Genomic DNA, 20,867 nt, shown 5'->3' with positions numbered 1-20,867 from the left:
TATGAACCAGCCAGCCGCCGCGCCCCTTCCGGGCCGCCGGCGTTCCTGCATCATGCATGTGGACATGGATGCCTTCTTTGTCTCTGTCGAACTCCGTACCCGCCCCGAACTCCGCGGCAAGCCCGTGATCGTTGGCTTCCCGGGGGAACGGTCCGTGGTCCTGTCGGGTTCCTATGAAGCCCGGGCTTTTGGAGTGAAGTCTGCGATGCCCATGGCCGTGGCGATGCGGATGTGCCCGCAGGCCGTGGTGATTGAACCCCGGCACAAGCTCTACTACGAGGTCTCCGGGCAGCTGATGGCGATTTTCGAATCCATCACCGGGCTCGTGGAGCCGTTGAGTGTTGACGAAGCCTTCCTTGACGTCACCGGTGCGCTGCGCCGGCTGGGGCCGCCCCGGGGGATCGGGGAGCTGATCCGGCGCAGGGTGGCCGCGGAGCTGGGGATCACCGCCTCGGTGGGGATAGCGGAAACGAAGTTCGTGGCCAAGATCGCCTCCACCCGGTGCAAGCCCGACGGGCTCCTGATGATTGGGCCCGACGAAACCGTTCCGTACCTCCACAGCCTCCCGGTTGGCGCACTGTGGGGCGTCGGCGCCAAGACGGGTGAGGCGCTGGCGAACATGGGCATCAAGACCGTGGCCGACGTCGCGGCAACCCCGGTCTCCTCGTTAAAGAAGGTCCTCGGCGCCGCCGGGGAACACGTGCACCAGCTCGCCTGGGGCATTGACCCCCGTCCCGTGACCCCGGTGCGGCTGGAAAAGAGCATCGGGGCGGAAGAGACGTTCGCCGTGGATACGGCCGACGACGCGCTCCTGAGGCGGGAACTGCTCCGGCTGTCCCACCGGACGGCGACCCGGCTGCGCAGCTCGGGCATGGTGGCGCGGACCGTAGCCTTGAAGCTCCGGTTTGCAGACTTCTCCACCATCACCCGCAGCAGGACGGTCCACACCCCGGTCGACAGCGCCCAGCTGATCTATGCGGTGGTACTCCAGCTGTTGGAGTCCCTTGGAACCAGGGCAATGACCGTGCGGCTCGTGGGGGTTCGGGCCGAACAGCTTGAGGAAGCGGCGCGGACCTCGCTGCAGCTGAGCATCGACCGCAGGGATGAGAACTGGCGGGCCGCCGAGCAGGCGCTGGACGAGGTAACGCGCAGGTTTGGCAGCAAGTCTGTCCTGCCCGCACGCCTGATGGAGCCGGACATCCCTTCAGGGGACGGAACGGCAGGTCCGGCCTGACCGCCGAAGTCATTGCCGTCTTTCAGATCAGGCCTCAACAATCTATCCTTGGATATACATAGTTTTCGAGTGAATGGACTTACTGCCGGACCCTCTTGGACATGCTCCCGCCCCCGCGACTGCATGTAAGGTTCCCGTCTTGGCCGCCGCCGGCCGGACGGGAACTTTCCAGCTACAGCAGACGTTCTAGGGGTCAGAAGTAGTGGCTGGGATCAGCCCGGACGTTGGCCTACAAAAGGAGGTCGTGATGCCGCTGTCGGAGCACGAACAGAAGCTGCTTGAGCAGCTTGAGAAGCAGCTTCACGAGGACGATCCGAAGTTCGCGAACTCGATGGGTTCGGACCCCGGGCGGTCATGGTCCACGAGGCACGTGGTCATCGGAGTCCTGTGCGCGCTTGCCGGCGTCTTCCTGTTACTGGTTGGCGTCACCCTGCAGAACATTTTCGTCGGCGTCCTGGGCTTTGTGGTCATGGGCGGCGGAGTATATTTTGCCACCATGCGCAGTTCCCGGGGCCGCCCTGGTTCCAAGGCCGGAACGGGAAAGGCCGGCAAGCCCCGGAGTTCCTTCATGAGCAGCCTCGAGGAACGATGGGACGAGCGCCGCAGGGGAGAGTCCTGAGCGGCCTCCCGGCTACGCCGCCCCGCCCCTCCATTTCGCTCCCCTGACGTTGGGGAATCGCACGTAAAGGCCCGCTTCGGCGGGCCTTTCCTTGTTTAACCGGCGGGTGGCCGCCTCATGGTCCCGAGTGGGCCGGTTTCGGGTAAAAGTCCTCCACTTTCCACCACCAGGGCATTTTCCGCATCTTTTCAGGGGTGACATCCCATAAACGCGGCGCTGGAAAGGCCGTTTTGCGTTGACTGTGGTGGAAAGTGGAGTAATGTGGAGGACATAAGAGGGTGGTTGCAACACAGGGGATGTGCAGTTCCTGACGGCGGACAGGCGGTGGGCCAGTGTTTCTGGGCACTCACTCGCCACGTCTGGATGAAAAGGGACGGATCATTCTCCCCGCAAAGTTCCGGGAGGAGCTTGCCAGCGGGCTGGTGCTCACAAGGGGCCAGGAACGTTGCATCTACGTCTTCAGCGAGAAGGAATTTGCACGGGTCCACGAGCAGATGCGGGAGGCGCCAATCTCCTCCAAGCAAGCACGTGACTACATCCGCGTTTTTCTCTCTGGAGCCTCGGACGAGGTACCTGACAAGCAGGGGCGCGTGACCATTCCACCAGCGCTCCGGGAGTATGCAGGACTCGGAAGGGAACTTGCCGTGATCGGCGCCGGTACCCGCGCCGAGATCTGGGACGCCCAGGCTTGGAATGAATACCTTGCGGAGAAGGAAACCGCCTTCTCCGAAACTGACGATCCCATTCCTGGCATTCTCTGAATCCGGAACGGGCAGCAGGTGGCTTCTTGGATGAGATCTCCAGCCGGCCCATCGGCTGCCAACCTGGCTCAACTTCCCCTGAGCCAGGCGGGCAGGACGGTAGGCGCGGATGGGGATCTGGTCCCAGAAGCAGAAGGTGACAACGACGGCGGGAAAGGACCAGGCATGACAGATGAACCGAAGCCCACGTCCGAACGCCATGTGCCGGTCCTTCGGGACCGGTGCATCAATTTGTTGGCACCGGGATTTGAAGCTGCGAGGCTGCGGGGCCAGACTCCTATAGCCGTCGACGCGACCCTGGGCATGGGCGGTCACTCAGAGGCGATGCTCCAGCGGTTTCCCGACCTCCACCTCATCGGGATCGACCGCGACGAAGAAGCGCTGGCCCTCGCGGGGGAGCGGCTGGCGCCTTTTGCGGCGCGCACCGACCTCGTCCACGCCGTCTATGACGAAATCCCGGAGGTGCTGGCAGACCTCGGCGTAGCCGAAGTACACGGGATCCTCATGGACCTGGGGGTCTCCTCCCTGCAGCTGGATGAGCGTGAGCGCGGCTTCGCGTACTCCTTCGACGCACCCCTGGACATGCGGATGGACACCAGCCGGGGCCAAACGGCGGCGGATGTTGTTAACACCTACAGCGAAGCGGACCTGGTCAGGATCATCCGCAAATGGGGCGAGGAAAAGTTTGCAGGACGCATAGCAAACCGGATTGTCGCCGCCCGCGCCGTCAAGGAGTTCACCACCACCGGCGAGCTCGTGGAACAGATCCGCTCGGTTGTCCCTGCCTCGGCCGCGAAGTCGGGCGGACATCCCGCCAAGCGGACGTTCCAGGCGTTGCGGATCGAGGTCAACGAGGAACTGGACGTCCTGGAACGGGCCGTACCTGCCGCCGTCGACTCCCTGGCCATGGGCGGGCGCATCGTGGTGATGTCCTACCACTCCCTGGAAGACAAGATCGTCAAGGGCGTGTTCCAGGCGCGGTCCAAGTCATCGGCTCCCCTCGGCTTCCCGGTGGAGCTGGAAGAGCACAAGCCCGAGCTGAAAACCCTCACCAAGGGCACCGAGGTGCCCACCGCCGTCGAAATCGCCGAAAACCCGCGCGCTGCCTCCGCCAGGCTTCGTGCCGCAGAACGAATCAGAGCCAGGAGAGCTGCATGAGCACCGCCGCCGTCAAGAACTTTCCCGTCGTTTCCGGCAGCTCGGCGCCCGCCAGCAGGCCCGCGGGCCGGCCTGACGAAGTTCGCAAGGGACGGACCCCGCTCTCCGTGGTCCGCACGGCCCCGCGCAAGCGCCGGGCCCCGTTCGTCGTGATGTGCTTCGCCATGCTGGCCGTCGCGCTGGTGGCAGTGCTCGTCCTTAACATTTCGGTCTCCACGGCCCAGTACCAGCTCGTTGAGCTCCGGGCCAAACAGAGCTCCTTGACCAAGGCAAACCAGGACCTCACCCAGCAGGTGCAGAACTTCGAGGCACCGCAGAACCTGGCCGCCAAGGCAACTGAACTGGGCATGGTGGCCTCCACGGTCAAAGGCCAGATCGACTTGTCCACATTGTCCGTGACCGGAAAGGCGACGCCCGCGGTCAAGGGCGCACCGGCAGGGGCAGTCATCCCGTCGCCGGCTGTGGCGGGCCAGCTCATCGTGCCCCCGGCGGCCAATGACGCAACGGCAGGCAAGGCGACGCCGCCGGACGCCGGCAGGACGTCCTCGGCCCCGGCAGCGGAGGCGGCCCAAGCCGCGGCACAGGCACAAGCCGCCGCGCAGGCCGCAGCAGCGGCCGCTGCAGCGGCTCCGGCGCCTGAACTGCACGGCGGCTCCATCCCGGCGCCGCAGCAGAAGGTCCCCGGACAGTAAGTCGCCAGGCAGGACAAGCAGCAGGTCGAACAGCAAGGAATATCACGGTGGCGCAAACGACCGGCAAAGCCGGAAAAGGCAAGGCACCCAACGCCACGAAGCGCTTGCGTCTGGGGCTGGGAATCATGCTCACCCTCCTGCTGGTGGTGGGCGGGAAGTTGTTCCTGGTCCAGGGACTCGACGTCGGCGGCATGGCGGAAGCAGCCCTGAACAGCCGGATGACCTCGGCGATCCTGCCGGCCGAACGCGGCAGCATCCTGGACTCCCGCGGCACCGTGCTCGCCAACAGCGTGATCCGCTACAACATCGTGGTGGACCAGCGCGTCAACACCAAGACAGACTCCTACAAGCGGTACGAACCGCAGGCTGACGGCCACGACAAACTGGTGGACATCAGCCGCGACCAGGCAATCTCGGAACTCGCTGCAGCCCTCGGAATGGACACCGCCGCTGTCCGGGACGCCGTGACCGGCCAGCAGCCCTATTACATCGTGGCCAAGGACGTGAAACCCGACGTCGAGGACCGCATCTCCAAGCTCCAGGTCCCGGGCATTGTTGCCGAGGGCGTCAGCAAGCGCGTCTACCCCAACGGCGCGGTTGCGGGCGGCGTGGTGGGATTCCTGCAGGACGGCACCACCGGCCAGGCCGGCATCGAGCAGACACAGGACGACAAGCTGAAGGGCACGGACGGCAAGCGGCTGTTCGAGATCGGCGCGGACGGACTGCGCATCCCCGTGGGCCTCGACCAGCTGACACCGCCCCAGAATGGCAAGGACGTCAAGCTCACCCTCAACTCCGACCTCCAGTACTTCGCCCAGCAGGCCATCCAGAGCCAAGCGGACAAGCTCAGTGCCGAATGGGGCGTCATCATCGTGATGGATGCCAAAACCGGCAACCTCCTTGCCCTGGCGGACACCAACGCACCCGATCCCAATAACCCGGGGCTGGTGGCCGCGAAGGACCGCGGCACACGTTCAGTGACCGCGGCCTACGAGCCCGGATCAGTGGAAAAGATGATGACCGCGGCGGCGGTCATCGATGAAGGGCTGGCAAGCCCGCTGGACAAGTTCACCATTCCGCCGACGTACACCGTGGACGGCCAGACCTTCAGTGACGCCTTCACCCACGGGACAGAGGAACGGACCCTGGCCGGCATCATCGGGTATTCCATGAACACCGGAACCGTCATGGCCGGCCAGCGGCTCAGCAAGGAACAGCGCTACGACTGGCTGAAGAAATTCGGCATCGGCGAAGCGCCCGACATCGGACTGCCCGCAACGGCAGCGGGCATCCTGTCGCCGGCTGACCAGTGGGACGGACGCCAGCAGTACACCGTCCTGTTTGGACAGGGCGTTTCCCAGTCCACGCTCCAGACCGTCCGCGCCTACCAGAGCATCGCCAACAACGGTGTCATGCTGCAGCCGCGGCTGATCGATTCCTACATTTCCCCCGACGGCACGGAAGAGAAGGTCCCGGCCCAACCCTCGCGCCAGGTGGTTTCGGGAAGCACCGCGCAGCAGGTCAAGGACATCCTGGAGAGCGCCGTCACAGAAGGCGAGATCAAGGACGCCGGTATCGACGGCTACCGGGTGGGCGCCAAGACCGGCACGTCGGAATCCCCGTGTGACGACGGCAAATCAGGCTACTGCGGCTACACGGCCTCCATCGTTGGAATGGCGCCGATGGATGATCCGCGGTTTATTGTGGAGGTGGTGCTCCAGCGGCCGAAGGGCAGCATCTACGGCATCACCAACGGGCCGGTCTTCCGGTCCGTCATGAGCCAGACGCTGCGGACCTACAACGTACAGCCTTCAACCGGAGCGCCGGCCAGGTTGCCCCAGTACGCGAAGTAGCCGCTGCGCCACGCTGGAAACACCAGCAGCATCCAGCGCATCACAGTGCCCGGCGCGAACCATGGCGGGCACGCACTAGCACCATCGGAGATCCCCTTGTCAGAGTTCACGACGCCCGGCGGCGACGCTGCCCGGGATGAAAACCCGGCCCGCTTCCGGCCTTCTGCCGTAGCGCCCGTTCCGCTGGCCGCCGTCGGCAATGCCCTGGGAGTAACGGTTCCCGCTCCGGCCGCCGAGGTGCAGGTCAGCGGCATCTCCATCAACTCCCGCACCGTGGAGCCCGGCGACCTGTATGTGGCACTGCCCGGGGCAAGCCGGCACGGCGCGGACTTCGCCACGGACGCCATCGAAGCCGGTGCGGCCGCAGTGCTGACAGACGACGCCGGCGCCCGGCTCCTTGCCCTTGCCGCGGACACGCCCGTCCCGGTGCTGGTGGTGGACAGCCCGCGGAACGAGGTGGGGCCCCTCTCCGCGTTGATCTACCGGAGCCAGTCCGCGGCTGGCCGTCCGCTGCAGCTTTTTGGGGTTACCGGAACCAACGGGAAGACCACCACCACCTACTTCATCACCTCGCTCCTGCGGGCCCTTGGACGGCAGGCGGGCCTGATCGGCACCATCGAAATCCAGGCCGGGGGAGAACCTGTTCCCAGCCTCCTCACCACTCCTGAATCACCCGAGGTCCACGGATTGCTGGCGCTCATGCATGAGCGCGGGCTCGACGCCGCAGCCATGGAAGTGTCCTCCCACGCCATCTCCTACCAGCGGGTGGACGGGCTGCTCTTCGACGTCGCCGGATTCACGAACCTCACCCAGGACCACCTGGACCTGCACGGAACCATGGACGGCTACTTCGCCACGAAGGCGGAACTGTTCACCCCCGCGCGCGCCAGGAAGGCCGTGGTGACGGTCGACGACGAGTGGGGCCGCCGGCTTGCCGGCGATGCCCAGATGCCGGTCACCACGCTCAGCACCAGCGGCAACACGCCCGCCGACTGGCGCGTGACATCGACGTCCCCGCGCGGGCTCGGAACCGACGTCACCCTCACGGGGCCGGCAGGGGCCGTCCTGAACCTCCACACCGGGCTGCCGGGCAGCTTCAACGTTGCCAACGCGGCCCTTGCCGCACTGATGGTCCTTGCCTCCGGCGTAGACGCCGCAGACCTCCAAGCCGCACTGGACAGTGCCGACCCCTTTACCGTTGAAGTCCCGGGCCGCATGCAGCTGGTCTCCGACCGGCCCGCCGCCGTCGTCGACTTTGCCCACAACACCGACGCACTGGCGCGGGCACTGGAAGCGGTCCGCTCACCCGAGCCCGGCTCACGGCTGATCGTGGTGTTCGGCGCCACAGGGCAGCGGGACCAAGGCAAGCGTCCGGCGATGGGCGCCATTGCCGCGCGGCTCGCTGACACCGTGATCATCACCGATGACGACCCGCACGACGAAGATGCCGCGGCCATCCGCGCGGACGTGCTGGCGGGGGCCCGGGAGGCCGTGCAGAATGAAGCGCTTGGAACAGAGCTGCTGGAAGTCTTCCCGAGGGCGGAAGCCATCCGCCGAGCCGCAGAACTCGCACGCCCGCAGGACACCCTTCTTGTCGCAGGCCGCGGCCACGAGGTCTGGCAGGAGGTAAAAGGCGTCAACCTCGCCCTGGATGACCGGGTGGAACTGCGCAGCGCCTTGACAGCCAGGGGATTCAACGTTCTCCATGACGACCGGATAGAGTCCTAGACCGAGATGATTGCATTTACTGCGGCGGAAATCGCCGAAATCACCAACGGGCGCCTGGACGCCGATCCCGGAATTACGCCCCTTTCGGTGGTGACGGATTCACGCGAAGCCACGCAGGGTTCGCTTTACGTCGCGAAGCCGGGCGAACAGGCCGACGGCCACGATTTCGTGGACGCCGCCTTTGCTGCCGGGGCCATTTTGGCCCTCGTTGAACGCCCGGTCGCTGCGCCGGACGGCCGGGTCTACCCGACAGTCCTGGTTGCTGACGCCGTCCTCGCCATGGGCGCCCTCGCCGCCGAAGCAGTCCGACGGATCCGCGCCGCTCGCTCGGCAGCAGGTGACCAGCTGACGGTCGTTGGCATCACCGGTTCAGCGGGTAAGACCACCACCAAGGACCTCCTGGCAGGCATACTCTCCACCCAGGGGGCAACCGTAGCGCCACAGGGTTCCTACAACGGTGAGGTTGGCGTCCCGCTGACAGTGTTCCGGGCCGGAACCGACACCCGCTACCTGGTCATTGAAATGGGTGCCACGGGGATTGGCCACATCCGCTACCTGGCGGAGATGGTCAAACCCGACATCGGAGTTGTGCTCGCCGTAGGAACGGCCCACGCAGGCGAATTCGGGGGAGTGGAGAACATCGCCCGGGCCAAGGGCGAGATGGTTGAAGGACTCACCAGTGCGGGCACCGCGATCATCAACCTCGACGACGAACGCGTGGCTGCGATGCGCAGCCGGACCTCCGCGACGGTCCTCGGGTTCTCCGCGGAAGGCCGCCCGGATGCCGTGGTGCAGGCGCTGAATGCCGACACGAACGCTGAGGGCTGCCCGGAATTCGATCTCCAGTTGCCGGACGGCGAAGCGCCACGGCACGTCCGCAGCCGGCTCATCGGCGCCCACCACATGGGTAACCTGCTGGCGGCAGCCTCAGCTGCGTGTGCCGCAGGGGTGCCGGGGGACCGCATCGCTGAATCACTGAGCCAGCAGGCCGCCGCGAGCCGCTGGCGGATGGAACGCACCGAACGCCCGGACGGCGTCACGATCATCAACGACGCTTACAACGCCAACCCTGAATCAATGCGTGCCGCCTTGCGCACCCTGGCCGACCTTGGCCGGGGCCGCCGGACCTGGGCGGTCCTGGGCGCCATGCTGGAACTTGGCGAAGATTCCATTCGCGAGCACACCGCTGTGGGCACCCAGGTGGTACGGCTCAACATCTCCAGGTTGCTGGTGGTTGGTCGCGAAGCCCGTGCACTCTACGTTTCCGCCGTCCAGGAAGGATCCTGGGGCGACGAATGCCTGTTCGCCGAAACCGCCGAAGAGGCCTACCAGATCCTTGACGCCGAACTGCAGCCAGGGGACCTGGTGCTGTTCAAGTCGTCCAACAGCGTTGGGCTTCGCCATTTGGGCGATCGGATAGCATTACCCCCATCCCCGACACCTGCCGATGAAAGGAGCACTCTGCTGTGATTGCTCTCCTGATCGGTGCGGGCCTCGCCCTGCTGTGCGCCCTCGTCGGCACCCCCTTGTTCATCCGGCTGCTGGTCCGCCGCGGCTATGGCCAATTCATTCGGGACGACGGCCCCACCTCGCACCACACCAAACGCGGCACGCCCACCATGGGTGGCACCGTCGTCGTTGCCGCGGTCCTGCTCAGCTACGGGCTCACCCACCTCATCATGCTGATGATGAACCCCGACTCGCCCGGTCCCTCCGCCTCTGCCCTGATCCTGCTGTTCCTGATGGTGGGTATGGGCCTGGTGGGATTCCTGGACGACTTCATCAAGATCTCCCGGCAGCGGAGCCTTGGTTTGAACGCGAAGGCCAAGCTGATCCTCCAGGCGGCCGTAGGCATCATCTTCGCCATCCTGGCGCTGAACTTTCCCAACGACGCCGGGCTCACTCCGGCGTCCACCAAGATTTCCCTGGTCCGGGACCTGCCATGGCTGGACCTTGCCTTCGGCGGGACTGTCCTGGGGGCGATCCTGTTCGTCATTTGGTCCAACCTGATCGTCACGGCGGCCACCAACGGCGTCAACCTCACCGACGGCCTGGATGGCCTGGCCGCCGGCGCCTCCATCATGGTGTTCGGTGCATATACGCTTATGGGCATATGGCAGAGCAACCAGGCCTGCGGCTCGCCCCGGGAAGCCGGAAGCGGCTGCTACCTGGTCCGGGATCCTCTGGATCTGGCACTGCTTGCCGCCATCCTGAGTGCAGCACTGGTGGGATTCCTCTGGTGGAACACCTCGCCGGCCAAGATCTTCATGGGCGACACCGGCTCGCTGGCCATCGGTGGAGCGGTAGCCGGATTCGCCATCCTGTCCAGGACGGAACTGCTCCTGGGGATCGTTGGCGGCCTCTTCGTCCTGATCACCCTGTCCGTCATCATCCAGGTGGGCTACTTCAAAGCCACGGGCGGAAAGCGAGTGTTCAAAATGGCGCCGCTGCAGCACCACTTCGAACTGAAGGGGTGGGCCGAGGTCACCGTTGTGGTCCGGTTCTGGATCCTGGGCGGCCTCTTCGTCGCCGTGGGCCTGGGCATCTTCTACGCTGAATGGGTTGTACTGCTGTGACCGTTTCCCCCCGCCTGGCCAACCTCGTCTCCTGGGACTCCGACTGGGCCGGCCTGCGTGTTGCCGTCACCGGCATCGGCGTCTCCGGGTTCGCAGCGGCAGACACCCTGATCGAACTTGGCGCACGCGTCGTGGTGGTGGATGCCGCCACCAGCGATACAGCGCGGGCCCACGCCGACACCCTGAAAATCGTGGGTGCGGCCGACGTCCTGCTCGGTGCGGAAGCCGTCAACCATGTTCCGCTGATCGACGGCGAACTCCCTGAACTTATCGTCACCTCACCAGGCTGGCGCCCGGACCAGGCCCTCCTCGCCGCTGCGGCCCGTGCGCACATCCCCGTGTGGGGGGACGTCGAGCTCGCCTGGCGGGTCCGGATCAGGGAAGGCCGCAAGACTGCCGACTGGCTGGCGATTACGGGAACAAACGGCAAGACCACCACGGTCGGCCTGACGGAATCGATGCTCCGGGCTGCCGGGCTCAAGGCCATCGCCGTGGGCAATGTCGGGACACCCATCCTCGATGCCCTTCGCGATCCGGTTGACTACGACGTTTTCGCCGTCGAGCTCTCCAGCTTCCAGCTGCATTGGGCCGAATCGCTCTCCCCGGTGGCCAGCGTGTGCCTCAACGTGGCCGAGGACCACGTTGACTGGCACGGCTCCTATGACTCGTACCTGGCGGACAAGGCCAAGGTTTACGAACGCACCCAGAAGGCCTGCATCTATAACGCCGAGCAGATTGAAACCGAACGCATGGTGGAAAACGCCGACGTCGTTGAGGGCTGCCGTGCAGTGGGCTTCACCACGGTCACGCCCGCCGTCAGCATGCTCGGAGTGGTGGAAGGGCTGCTCGTGGACCGGGCGTTCATTGAAGAACGCCGCGACAGTGCAGCGGAACTTGCCTCCATGGCCGATCTCGGTCCGCTGGCACCGCGCCACATGGTGGCCAATGCCCTCGCCGCCGCGGGCCTGGTCCGTGCCTACGGGGTTGAGGCCGAGGCTGTCCGCCAAGGCATCCTCGACTATGTGCCGGGGGACCACCGCATCCAGCCGGTGGCTCGCATGAACGGCGTCCTCTGGGTCAACGACTCGAAAGCCACCAACCCGCATGCCGCGTCGGCATCCCTCTCCGCCTTCACCAAGGTGGTGTGGATAGCCGGTGGGCTCTCAAAGGGCGTCAGCTACGACGACCTTGTCAGGCAGCACGCCGCCCGGCTCAAAGCGGTGGTCCTGATCGGAACGGACACGGGCCCGCTGCGTGAGGCCCTCCAGCGACACGCGCCGGATGTCCCGGTCATCGAGCCGGACGCGGGCGACACTGAAGAGGTGGAGACTGCTTCGGCGCCCGGTGCCACACCGGCCGGTTCCCCGGCCAACGGACAACTGGTGATGACCCGGGCCGTCGCGTCAGCAGCCCGGCTCGCCGAATCAGGCGACACCGTGCTGATGGCTCCGGCAGCGGCCTCCATGGATCAGTTCTCTTCCTACGCTCACCGTGGTGGTACATTCATCGACGCTGTCCGCGAGCTGGTGGAAGGGCAGGCCCAGACCGGCGAGGAGTAACAATGGTCAGCACGCCCACCCGGCCGCCGGGCAGCAAGTCGCGCTCCGGTTCCACAGCCAAGGACGCGCGGCCGCCGGCTTCAGCCCGGATGAGACTGCAGGCACTGCACCACAAGTTCTGGTCCGCCCTAGAGGGTACCGGAACCTCCAGGAACGGCTCCACCTACTACCTGATCCTCGGAGCCACCCTTGCGCTGACCGCCATCGGCATCATGATGGTCCTCTCCGCTTCCAGCGTCGAATCGATCGCAGCCGGCAAATCCCCCTATGGGGACGCCATGAAGCAGGGCGTTTTCGCGGCGATCGGTATCTTCACCATGTTCGTCCTTTCGCGCATCAACGTCGTGTGGCTCAAGCGGCTGGCATGGCCCGCCGTCGGTGCCGCCGTGCTGCTGCTGGGGCTGGTCCAGGTAGTGGGCTCGGAGATCAACGGCAACAGGAACTGGATCGACGTCGGCGGCATCACCTTCCAGCCCTCGGAAGCGGCAAAGCTGGCCCTTGCCCTCTGGATGGCCACCGTCCTGGCCATGAAGGGCAGGCTGCTCAGCCGGTGGCAGCACGTGTTGGTTCCGGCGGTCCCCATGGCCGCGGTCGTCATCGTCCTGATCCTGGTGGGCAACGACCTCGGCACGGCCATGATCATCATGATGATCGTGGCCGCGGCCCTCTTCTTCGCGGGCGTACCGCTCTATCTGTTCGGGATCGCGGGCATCATCGCCGCCGCCGGTACCGCCTTCATGGCCGTCACCAGTTCCAACCGGATGTGCCGGATTACCTCCTGGTGGACCGGGCAGTCCTGCGCCGACGGCATCGACGCCAACTACCAGGCAACCAACGGCCTCTACGGCCTCGCCTCCGGAGGCTGGCTCGGGGTGGGCCTGGGCCAGAGCCGGCAAAAGTACAGCTGGATCCCTGAGGCCCACAACGACTTCATCTTCGCCATCATCGGCGAGGAACTCGGCTTGGTGGGGACCGTCGTCGTACTGGTCCTGTTCGCCATCCTGGGCGCCGCGATCTACCGCGTCGTGGTGGCACAGGAGGACATGTTCCACCGCGTCCTGGCCGGCACCATCATGGTCTGGCTGCTGGGGCAGGCCACCGTCAATATGTCCGTGGTCACCGGGCTGATGCCCGTCATCGGCGTGCCGCTGCCGTTCATTTCCTACGGCGGCTCGGCCCTGCTGATGTCACTGTGCGCCATCGGCGTGGTTCTTTCACTTGCCCGGGAACAAATGGCCCCAGCCATCCGGCCCAAACGGATGCTCAAGCTCAAGGCCCGGAAAGACCGCCACAAGAGCCAACCCAAGAATTCCAGAAAGCGTGCTTAACCTCAGATGACACCTGCCACACCCTCTATCGTCCTGGCCGGCGGCGGAACCGCCGGCCATATCAGCCCGCTGCTCGCCATCGCCGCGGCGCTCCGGAGCGAAGCGCCGGGGGCGGACATCCTTGCCGTCGGAACACCCTCGGGGATGGAAACGCGGCTGGTGCCGGCGGCCGGCGTCCAACTGGCCACCATCGACCGCGTGCCCTTCCCGCGGAAACCGTCAGCGGACCTGTTGCGCCTGCCCGGCAGGCTGGCCGGCGCCGTCCGCCAGGCCGGGGCCATCCTGGACCGGGCGCACGCTGATGTTCTGGTGGGAGTGGGAGGGTATGTCTGCACCCCCATGTACCTGGCCGCCCGAAAGCGCCGCATTCCCGTGGTGATCCACGAGGCCAACGCGCGCCCGGGACTGGCCAACCGGGTCGGGGCATTCCTCAACGGCAGGGTGGCCGTGGCATTCGAAGGCACCCCGCTCCGGAACGCCGTCCACGTGGGAATGCCCATGCGGAAGGAAATCTCCGGGCTGGACCGCAAAGCTGCCAGGACTGCGGCCAGGGCAGCCCTGGGGCTTGATCCCCAGCAGCCCACGTTGATTGTGACGGGCGGTTCCTCCGGGGCGCAAAGCATCAACCGGACCATCGCCGCCGCCGTGGGCCGGCTTGCCGACGCGGGCATCCAGACGCTGCACGTCACCGGCCGCGGCAAGACCGTGCTGGACGGGGCCGGCCAACCCCTCACCGCAGCCGGGTACCGGCAGGTGGAATACATTGACGGCATGGAGCTCGCCTACGCCGCGGCGGACCTCCTGCTGGCACGCTCGGGCGCCGCGACCGTCTGCGAGGTAGCCGCCGTGGGCGTTCCCGCCGTCCTGGTACCGCTGCCCATCGGCAACGGTGAACAGGCCCTCAACGCCGCCGGCCTGGTGGCCGCAGGCGGCGCCGTGCTGGTGGCCGACCGTGATTTCACGCCCGACTGGGTGGAACGCGAACTGATCCCCCTGGTCACCGACAAGGCCCGGCTCGCGGCCATGGAAGCCAAGTCCTACCGGCTCGGTATCCGAAACGCCGACCAGCGGATGGCTGGTCTTGTCCTGGAAGCGGTATCCGCATGAACCCCCACACCAACGCAGTCACGGACATCCTCGGCAAGGTGCACTTCATCGGCATCGGGGGAGTGGGCATGTCCGCCGTGGCACGGATCATGGTGGCCCGCGGCGTCCCGGTCAGCGGGTCCGATGCCAAGGACCTTCCCGTCATGTCGGACCTCGCGGCGGCCGGTGCCCGCATCGCGGTCGGGTACGACGCGGAGAACCTGGGAGACGCGGAGACGGTGGTGGCCGGATCGGCCATCAGGGACGATAATCCGGAACTGGCTGCAGCGAGGCAGGCAGGGCTGCCAGTCCTGCACCGCTCCGAGGCCCTCGCCGCCACCATGGGGGATGACGCCGTGGTGACGGTGGCGGGAACGCATGGAAAATCCACCACGACCTCCATGATCACCGTATTGCTGCGGGCCGCCGGGCTGGACCCCTCCTTCGCCGTGGGGGCCAACATTCCGGCGCTTGGCGTCAATGCCGCCCACGGGACATCGGGCATCTTCGTGGCGGAGGCCGACGAATCCGATGGCTCCTTCCTCAATTACCGGCCACGGATCGCCGTCGTCACCAACGTCGAGCCCGACCACCTCGACTACTACGGCACAGCCGAAGCCGTCTACGAGTCCTTCGACCGGTTCACCGCCCTGCTGCCCCCTGACGGGCTCCTCATTGCCTGTGCTGACGACGCCGGGGCGCTGGCCCTCGCGGAAAGGACCAGGGCCCGCGGCGCCACGCGGGTGGTCCTGTACGGCACGAACGAAGCCGCGGACGTTCGGTTGCTCGACGACGGTCCTGGCCGCGTCGCCGTGGCAAACCCCGCCGGGCAGTTTCCGCTGGCCTTGCAGGTTCCCGGCCGGCACAACGCACTCAACGCCGCGGCGGCGTTTGCCGTGGCCCTGGAGCTGGGCGTGGAGCCGGCGGCCGCCGCAGCCGGCCTTGCCAGCTTCTCGGGAGCGTCCCGCCGCTTCGAACTGAAGGGCACGGCGAGGGGGGTTCGCGTCTTCGACGACTACGCCCACCATCCCACGGAAGTCCGCGCTGCCCTTGCCGCGGCCCGCTCCGTCGCCGGAGACCACAAGGTGCACGTCCTGTTCCAGCCGCACCTGTTCTCCCGGACCCGGGAGTTCGCCGCCGAATTCGCCGATGCCCTGAACCTGGCAGACACCGCCCTGGTCCTGGACATCTACCCTGCCAGGGAGGACCCCATTCCGGGCGTCACCAGCCAGCTCATCGCCGACCACCTCACCGGGGGAGGACGGCTGGTAGCCGCCGATGACGCCGTCGCCACCCTGGCGGCAGCTGCTGGCGACGGCGACGTCGTCCTCACTGTCGGTGCCGGCGACGTCACGGCCTACGGTCCCCGGATCGTGGAGGCGCTCCATGCCTAGCTCGCGCCGGCCCACCTACGCACCTCCGAAGGGCAGCAATCGTGCCGACACCACGGCGGGCACCGCTTCCCGGAAAGACCCGGCGAACGGGGCGCCCCGTGCCACCGGTGGGGACGTCATCACCGCCTCCCGCGGCATCCAGGACCCGGCCCCGGAACAATCGGCGACAGCGCAGGAACCCGCCGGCGCGACGGTCCTGGCGTTCCCGGAGCCCAAAGCCAAACGACGCCGGAAGAGATTCCTCATTGCCCTCGGAACCGTGTTGGTGCTGGTGGCAGGCATCCTGGCCGGTGCCATCTATTCACCCGTCCTCGCCCTGCAGACGATCTCGGTCAGCGGCACCCGGCTCCTGACGCCCGCCCAGGTCCAGGCGGCCCTGGAGCCGCTCCGCGGCAAGCCGCTGCCACAGATCAGTGAAGACGACGTACGCGGCCTTCTCGGGCCCCTGGTCCAGGTCAAGTCCGTCTCGGTCGAGGCACGGCCGCCTTCCACGCTCGCCATTTCCGTGCATGAGCGGGTTCCGGTAGCCCTGGTCAAGCAGGGGGAGCAGTACCAGCTGGTGGACGTCGACGGCGTCCAGCTCGGTACCACGGCCGACCCGGCATCGGCCTCGCTGCCGGTGATTGACGGCGGTGCCGGAGCGATCGGCCAGGACCTGTTCCGTGCCACGGCGGCAGTCCTGGGTGCATTGCCCGCGGACGTGCTGGCCAAGCTGTCCAACGCCTCAGCCCAGTCCGTGGATGCCGTGGAGCTGAAGCTTGTGGACGGCCAGACGATCGTGTGGGGCAACGCGTCGGAGAAGGAACTCAAGGCCAAGGTGCTGGCCGCGCTCCTGAAGGTTCCGGCGGATCCGAAGAACCCCGTCAGGGTCTACGATGTCAGTGTGCCCCGGCACCCCGTGACGCGCTGAGCGCTTTCTTTCCCCGTATTAATCCGACACGCGGACCCGGTCATTGAATGTCGGAACCAGAGGAAATACCGTCACAGACATGAGTTACTTGACATAACTATAACCTTCAAGTCGAAGGTTAAGGTTGCAGGCTTCAAGCTCACCATCAGTTTTCGCAATACAGACACGAACAAGGGACACGTAACGTGGCAGCTCCGCAGAATTACTTGGCCGTCATCAAAGTCGTCGGCATCGGCGGCGGTGGCGTGAACGCAGTCAACCGCATGATCGAGGTCGGCCTCAGGGGTGTTGAGTTCATCGCCATCAACACCGACGCCCAGGCCCTGCTGATGAGCGACGCCGACGTCAAGCTCGACGTCGGACGCGAGCTGACCCGAGGCCTGGGTGCCGGCGCCAACCCGGAGGTGGGCAAGCAGGCTGCCGAGGACCACGCTGACGAGATCGAAGAAGTCCTCCGCGGCGCCGACATGGTCTTCGTGACCGCCGGCGAAGGCGGCGGAACGGGCACCGGCGGCGCTCCCGTCGTCGCCCGGATCGCACGCTCCCTGGGGGCCCTGACCATTGGCGTGGTCACCCGACCGTTCACCTTCGAGGGCCGGCGCCGCGCCGGCTCCGCCGAGGCCGGCATCGACGCCTTGCGCGATGAAGTGGACACCCTGATCGTGATCCCCAATGACCGCCTGCTCTCCATCAGCGACCGCAACGTTTCGGTGCTGGACGCCTTCCGCTCCGCCGACCAGGTCCTGCTGTCCGGTGTCCAGGGCATCACCGACCTCATTACCACCCCCGGCCTGATCAACCTTGACTTCGCGGACGTCAAGTCCGTGATGCAGGGTGCCGGTTCCGCGCTCATGGGCATCGGGTCGGCCCGCGGCGAAGACCGCGCCGTCAAGGCTGCCGAACTGGCCATTGCCTCCCCGTTGCTGGAAGCCTCCATCGACGGCGCCCACGGCGTGCTGCTCTCCATCCAGGGCGGCTCCGACCTGGGCCTGTTCGAGATCAACGAAGCCGCACGGTTGGTCCAGGAGGTGGCCCACCCCGAGGCCAACATCATTTTCGGTGCCGTCATTGACGACGCCCTGGGCGACGAAGCACGCGTCACCGTCATCGCCGCCGGCTTCGACGACGTCAAGGCCACCTCACCGTCCATGGACCAGTCACAGCCGCAGACCGCCCCCCAGCGGCCCGCTGCCCCCGCTGCCGCCCCCGCCTCGGCCCACTCCCAGGGCGGAAACCACCAGGGCAACGGAAGCCACCAGCAGAACGTGCAGCCCATCCACGCCGGCGTTGGTGCGGCGGGCCTGAGCAACTGGGGCCAGCAGCGTCCGTCTGCCGTCCCGGCCGACTCCGGCTTCGACGTCGACCTCCCGTCCGTAGTGGAGCCGGACCTGACCGGCAACCACCCGGACGACCTGGATGTCCCCGACTTCCTGAAGTAGGCACCGGCTTGTTCCATTGGCGCGCCGACATCCTGCCCGGGGTGTCGGCCGCATTCACCGACGCGAGTGCCGGAAACCTGGCCCTCCACGTGGGAGACGACCCCGCCCGGGTCATGGAGCGCCGGAGCCGCCTGGAGGAATCCATCGGTGCCGCTCCGCGGTCACTGCGCTTCATGAACCAGGTCCACGGCACCACCGTCGCTTTAATGGACGCGGACTCTCCCGTTCCAGAAGCAGACGCCATGGTGTCCCAGGGCATTCCCCTGGCCGTCATGGTGGCGGACTGCATCCCGGTCCTGCTCGCGGGGGAGTCGGCCAACGGGCCGGTTCTCGCCGCCGTCCACGCCGGCCGTCCAGGGACCGCCAACGGTGTGCTCCCGGCGGCCGTGGAGGCCATGGAATCCCTGGGGGCGTCCCGCGTCCGTGCCTGGCTGGGGCCCTCCATCTGCGGTGCCTGCTACGAAGTACCCGCCGCATTGCGCGAGGAGGTAGCCGCCAAGGTGCCCGCGACGTGGAGTACCACCTCCTGGGGGACCCCCGGGCTGGACCTCCCGGCCGGTGCCCGGAGCCAGCTCGAGGCCGCCGGCGTGGAAGTGGCCTACTCCGGTCCCTGCACCCTCGAGACCGACACGCTGTTCTCCTACCGCCGCAACCGGAACACCGGCCGTTTCGCCGGACTGGTGTGGTGCCATGACTGAGTATCCGCAGGACCCCCGGGACCCGGCGTCCGATCCCCGCGCCGCGGAACTCGCCATCAGGCTGGCCGCGGTACGCCACCGGATCGCGGCCGCCGCCGAGGCGAGCGGCCGCAGCGGCCGGCCGCCGTCGCTCATCGTGGTCACCAAGTTCCACCCGGCCGCGGACATCCGCCGGCTCGCGGCCCTCGGGGTCACCGATGTGGGTGAGAACAGGGACCAGGAGGCGGCCGCGAAGGCCGCCGAACTGGCCGGACTGGCCCTCAACTGGCATTTCGTGGGCCAACTGCAGAGCAAGAAGGCAAAATCGGTGGTCCGGTACGCCGCCGCCGTCCACTCAGTGGACCGCCTCCAGCTCGTGGACGCCCTCGCCAAGGCAGTGCGGAACGAGATGGATTCCGGCGGGCGGGACCCTTTGGCGTGCTTCATCCAGGTCAGCCTGGAGGACGACGGCGGCACGCACCGCGGCGGGGCGGCCCCGGCCGATGTGCCACTCCTGGCGGAGAGGATCGCGGCGTCAGCCGGCCTCCACCTTGCAGGCGTCATGGCCGTTGCGCCGCTGGGCGCGCCACCGGAGCCGGCCTTCGAGAAGCTCGCCGCGGTCTCGGCCCGCCTGGTGGCCGACCACCCGGGGGCTGCGGCCATCTCGGCCGGCATGAGCCAGGACCTGGAGGCGGCCATCAAGTTCGGGGCGACACACCTGCGGATCGGTTCCGATATTCTCGGTTCGCGTCCCGCGGTGGGGTAGCGTCGGACCTGTTGGAAGTGATGGGCGGGGGACTCCAGTGCTGTCAAGTCATTGGGCGGCCCGCTTACGGGACACGATTAGGAGTCGACCATGGCCGGCGCTCTGCGCAAGACAATGATCTATCTTGGGCTCGCCGACGGCGATGAGCATTACGAGTCCGAGCAACAGACCACACGTAAGGATGAGGACGAACCCATGGAAGTCGACCGCGAGGAACGCCGTGCCCCGGCACCGGTCCGCGAAGTCAGCCGTGAGGCGTCTTACACCCCTGAAGAGGAATACCGCGCCCCAGTGACCCCGATTAAGCGTGCGGCCTCGAGCCGTGAAGAAAACACCGGACTTCGGCAGATCACCACCATCCATCCCCGCTCCTACAACGATGCCAAGCTCATCGGTGAGAGCTTCCGGGACGGTATCCCGGTGATCATGAACGTCACGGACATGGGCGAGGCGGACGCAAAGCGCCTGGTGGACTTCTCGGCCGGACTCGTCTTCGGCCTCCGCGGCAGCATCGAACGGGTGACCAACAAGGTGTTCCTGCTCTCACCGTCCTACGTCGAAGTGATCGGTGACGACAAGAAAGTCAGCGACACCCAGGCCAGTTTCTTCAACCAGAGCTGACGGCCAAGGCCGACGACAGATGCCAGGCAGGGACACCTGTCTGGCATCTGTGCTGAAATAGACAAGACAACTGCAGCACACCGCGGCATCCGAACCGGATGGTCCGCACGAAATATGGAGATATGAAATAAGTCATGGGAATTGTTTTCGGACTTCTCTATCTCGTGTTGCTGCTGTTCTTCGTGGCCCTCATCATCCGCCTGGTCTACGACTGGGTGCAGATGTTCGCGAGGGAATGGCGGCCACGCGGTGCGGCCCTCGTGGTGGCGCACGCTGTGTATTCCATCACTGATCCGCCGCTCAAGGGGCTGCGGCGGTTGATCCCGCCCCTTCGGCTTGGCGGCATCTCCCTGGACCTGGGCTTCCTGATCCTGTTCATCGGCGTCAGCATTGCGATGAGCATCACCAGGAATCTGGCCTGATCCACCAACAAAGACTTGGCAATGCAGGATGATCCTCCCGGGAA

Annotated in this window: 19 protein-coding genes; all 19 read left to right on the top strand. The window is 66.4% G+C overall.

The window, feature by feature from the left end; genetic code table 11:
- Position 1 precedes the first annotated feature (1 nt).
- The 19 genes from dinB (at position 2) to QRM96_RS03120 (ending at position 20,823) form a co-directional block, all read left to right on the top strand.
- Complete coding sequence (dinB, locus tag QRM96_RS03210; RefSeq protein WP_285318321.1) at positions 2–1,234, top strand: DNA polymerase IV; 1,233 nt, start codon at positions 2–4, stop codon at positions 1,232–1,234.
- A gap of 247 nt (positions 1,235–1,481) precedes the next feature.
- On the top strand, positions 1,482–1,853 hold the full coding sequence (locus QRM96_RS03205) for an SCO2097 family morphological protein (protein ID WP_018763544.1): 372 nt from the start codon (positions 1,482–1,484) through the stop codon (positions 1,851–1,853).
- Between the two features lie 332 nt (positions 1,854–2,185).
- Positions 2,186–2,614: a division/cell wall cluster transcriptional repressor MraZ gene (mraZ, locus tag QRM96_RS03200; RefSeq protein WP_018763545.1), complete on the top strand. Its 429-nt coding sequence runs from the start codon at positions 2,186–2,188 to the stop codon at positions 2,612–2,614.
- Positions 2,615–2,779: 165 nt separating this feature from the next.
- Positions 2,780–3,772: a 16S rRNA (cytosine(1402)-N(4))-methyltransferase RsmH gene (gene rsmH / locus QRM96_RS03195; protein WP_018763546.1), complete on the top strand. Its 993-nt coding sequence runs from the start codon at positions 2,780–2,782 to the stop codon at positions 3,770–3,772.
- The gene (ftsL, locus tag QRM96_RS03190) at positions 3,769–4,464 is read left to right on the top strand and encodes a cell division protein FtsL (protein WP_109864328.1); all 696 of its coding nucleotides are present in this window, start codon (positions 3,769–3,771) and stop codon (positions 4,462–4,464) included. The genes rsmH and ftsL overlap by 4 nt, the downstream gene beginning before the upstream one ends.
- A gap of 47 nt (positions 4,465–4,511) precedes the next feature.
- A complete protein-coding gene (locus QRM96_RS03185) occupies positions 4,512–6,317 on the top strand; it encodes a peptidoglycan D,D-transpeptidase FtsI family protein (protein ID WP_018763548.1) in 1,806 nt (601 codons plus the stop codon).
- A 96-nt stretch (positions 6,318–6,413) separates the two neighbouring features.
- The gene (locus tag QRM96_RS03180; RefSeq protein WP_285318318.1) at positions 6,414–8,045 is read left to right on the top strand and encodes a UDP-N-acetylmuramoyl-L-alanyl-D-glutamate--2,6-diaminopimelate ligase; all 1,632 of its coding nucleotides are present in this window, start codon (positions 6,414–6,416) and stop codon (positions 8,043–8,045) included.
- Between the two features lie 6 nt (positions 8,046–8,051).
- On the top strand, positions 8,052–9,515 hold the full coding sequence (locus QRM96_RS03175) for a UDP-N-acetylmuramoyl-tripeptide--D-alanyl-D-alanine ligase (protein WP_285318317.1): 1,464 nt from the start codon (positions 8,052–8,054) through the stop codon (positions 9,513–9,515).
- The gene (mraY, locus tag QRM96_RS03170; RefSeq protein WP_018763551.1) at positions 9,512–10,621 is read left to right on the top strand and encodes a phospho-N-acetylmuramoyl-pentapeptide-transferase; all 1,110 of its coding nucleotides are present in this window, start codon (positions 9,512–9,514) and stop codon (positions 10,619–10,621) included. Before QRM96_RS03175 ends, mraY begins: the two co-directional genes overlap by 4 nt.
- Positions 10,603–12,180 (top strand): UDP-N-acetylmuramoyl-L-alanine--D-glutamate ligase, encoded by a 1,578-nt coding sequence (gene murD, locus QRM96_RS03165; protein ID WP_285318315.1) that lies wholly within the window; start codon positions 10,603–10,605, stop codon positions 12,178–12,180. The genes mraY and murD overlap by 19 nt, the downstream gene beginning before the upstream one ends.
- A gap of 2 nt (positions 12,181–12,182) precedes the next feature.
- Positions 12,183–13,508: a putative lipid II flippase FtsW gene (gene ftsW / locus QRM96_RS03160; protein ID WP_109864324.1), complete on the top strand. Its 1,326-nt coding sequence runs from the start codon at positions 12,183–12,185 to the stop codon at positions 13,506–13,508.
- 6 nt (positions 13,509–13,514) lie between these two features.
- The gene (gene murG, locus QRM96_RS03155; RefSeq protein ID WP_285318313.1) at positions 13,515–14,615 is read left to right on the top strand and encodes an undecaprenyldiphospho-muramoylpentapeptide beta-N-acetylglucosaminyltransferase; all 1,101 of its coding nucleotides are present in this window, start codon (positions 13,515–13,517) and stop codon (positions 14,613–14,615) included.
- Positions 14,612–15,988: a UDP-N-acetylmuramate--L-alanine ligase gene (murC, locus tag QRM96_RS03150; protein WP_285318311.1), complete on the top strand. Its 1,377-nt coding sequence runs from the start codon at positions 14,612–14,614 to the stop codon at positions 15,986–15,988. The genes murG and murC overlap by 4 nt, the downstream gene beginning before the upstream one ends.
- Positions 15,981–16,898: a cell division protein FtsQ/DivIB gene (locus QRM96_RS03145; RefSeq protein WP_018763556.1), complete on the top strand. Its 918-nt coding sequence runs from the start codon at positions 15,981–15,983 to the stop codon at positions 16,896–16,898. Before murC ends, QRM96_RS03145 begins: the two co-directional genes overlap by 8 nt.
- A gap of 185 nt (positions 16,899–17,083) precedes the next feature.
- Positions 17,084–18,337 carry a cell division protein FtsZ gene (ftsZ, locus tag QRM96_RS03140; protein WP_018763557.1) on the top strand — a complete coding sequence of 418 codons (1,254 nt, stop codon included), beginning with the start codon at positions 17,084–17,086 and terminating at the stop codon, positions 18,335–18,337.
- A gap of 8 nt (positions 18,338–18,345) precedes the next feature.
- The gene (locus QRM96_RS03135; protein WP_285318309.1) at positions 18,346–19,035 is read left to right on the top strand and encodes a purine nucleoside phosphorylase YfiH/LACC1 family protein; all 690 of its coding nucleotides are present in this window, start codon (positions 18,346–18,348) and stop codon (positions 19,033–19,035) included.
- Entirely contained in the window at positions 19,028–19,780 is a 753-nt protein-coding gene (locus tag QRM96_RS03130; RefSeq protein ID WP_285318308.1) for a YggS family pyridoxal phosphate-dependent enzyme, read from the top strand. Before QRM96_RS03135 ends, QRM96_RS03130 begins: the two co-directional genes overlap by 8 nt.
- A gap of 90 nt (positions 19,781–19,870) precedes the next feature.
- Positions 19,871–20,401: a cell division protein SepF gene (locus QRM96_RS03125; RefSeq protein ID WP_018763560.1), complete on the top strand. Its 531-nt coding sequence runs from the start codon at positions 19,871–19,873 to the stop codon at positions 20,399–20,401.
- A gap of 134 nt (positions 20,402–20,535) precedes the next feature.
- Positions 20,536–20,823, top strand: a complete 288-nt coding sequence (locus tag QRM96_RS03120) for a YggT family protein (RefSeq protein ID WP_018763561.1) — start codon at positions 20,536–20,538, stop codon at positions 20,821–20,823.
- The last annotated feature ends 44 nt before the right edge of the window (positions 20,824–20,867 follow it).

The organism is Pseudarthrobacter sp. lyk4-40-TYG-27 (genome assembly GCF_030209295.1).
GTDB lineage: Bacteria > Actinomycetota > Actinomycetes > Actinomycetales > Micrococcaceae > Arthrobacter.
This window is presented reverse-complemented; position numbering and strand designations above follow the sequence as displayed.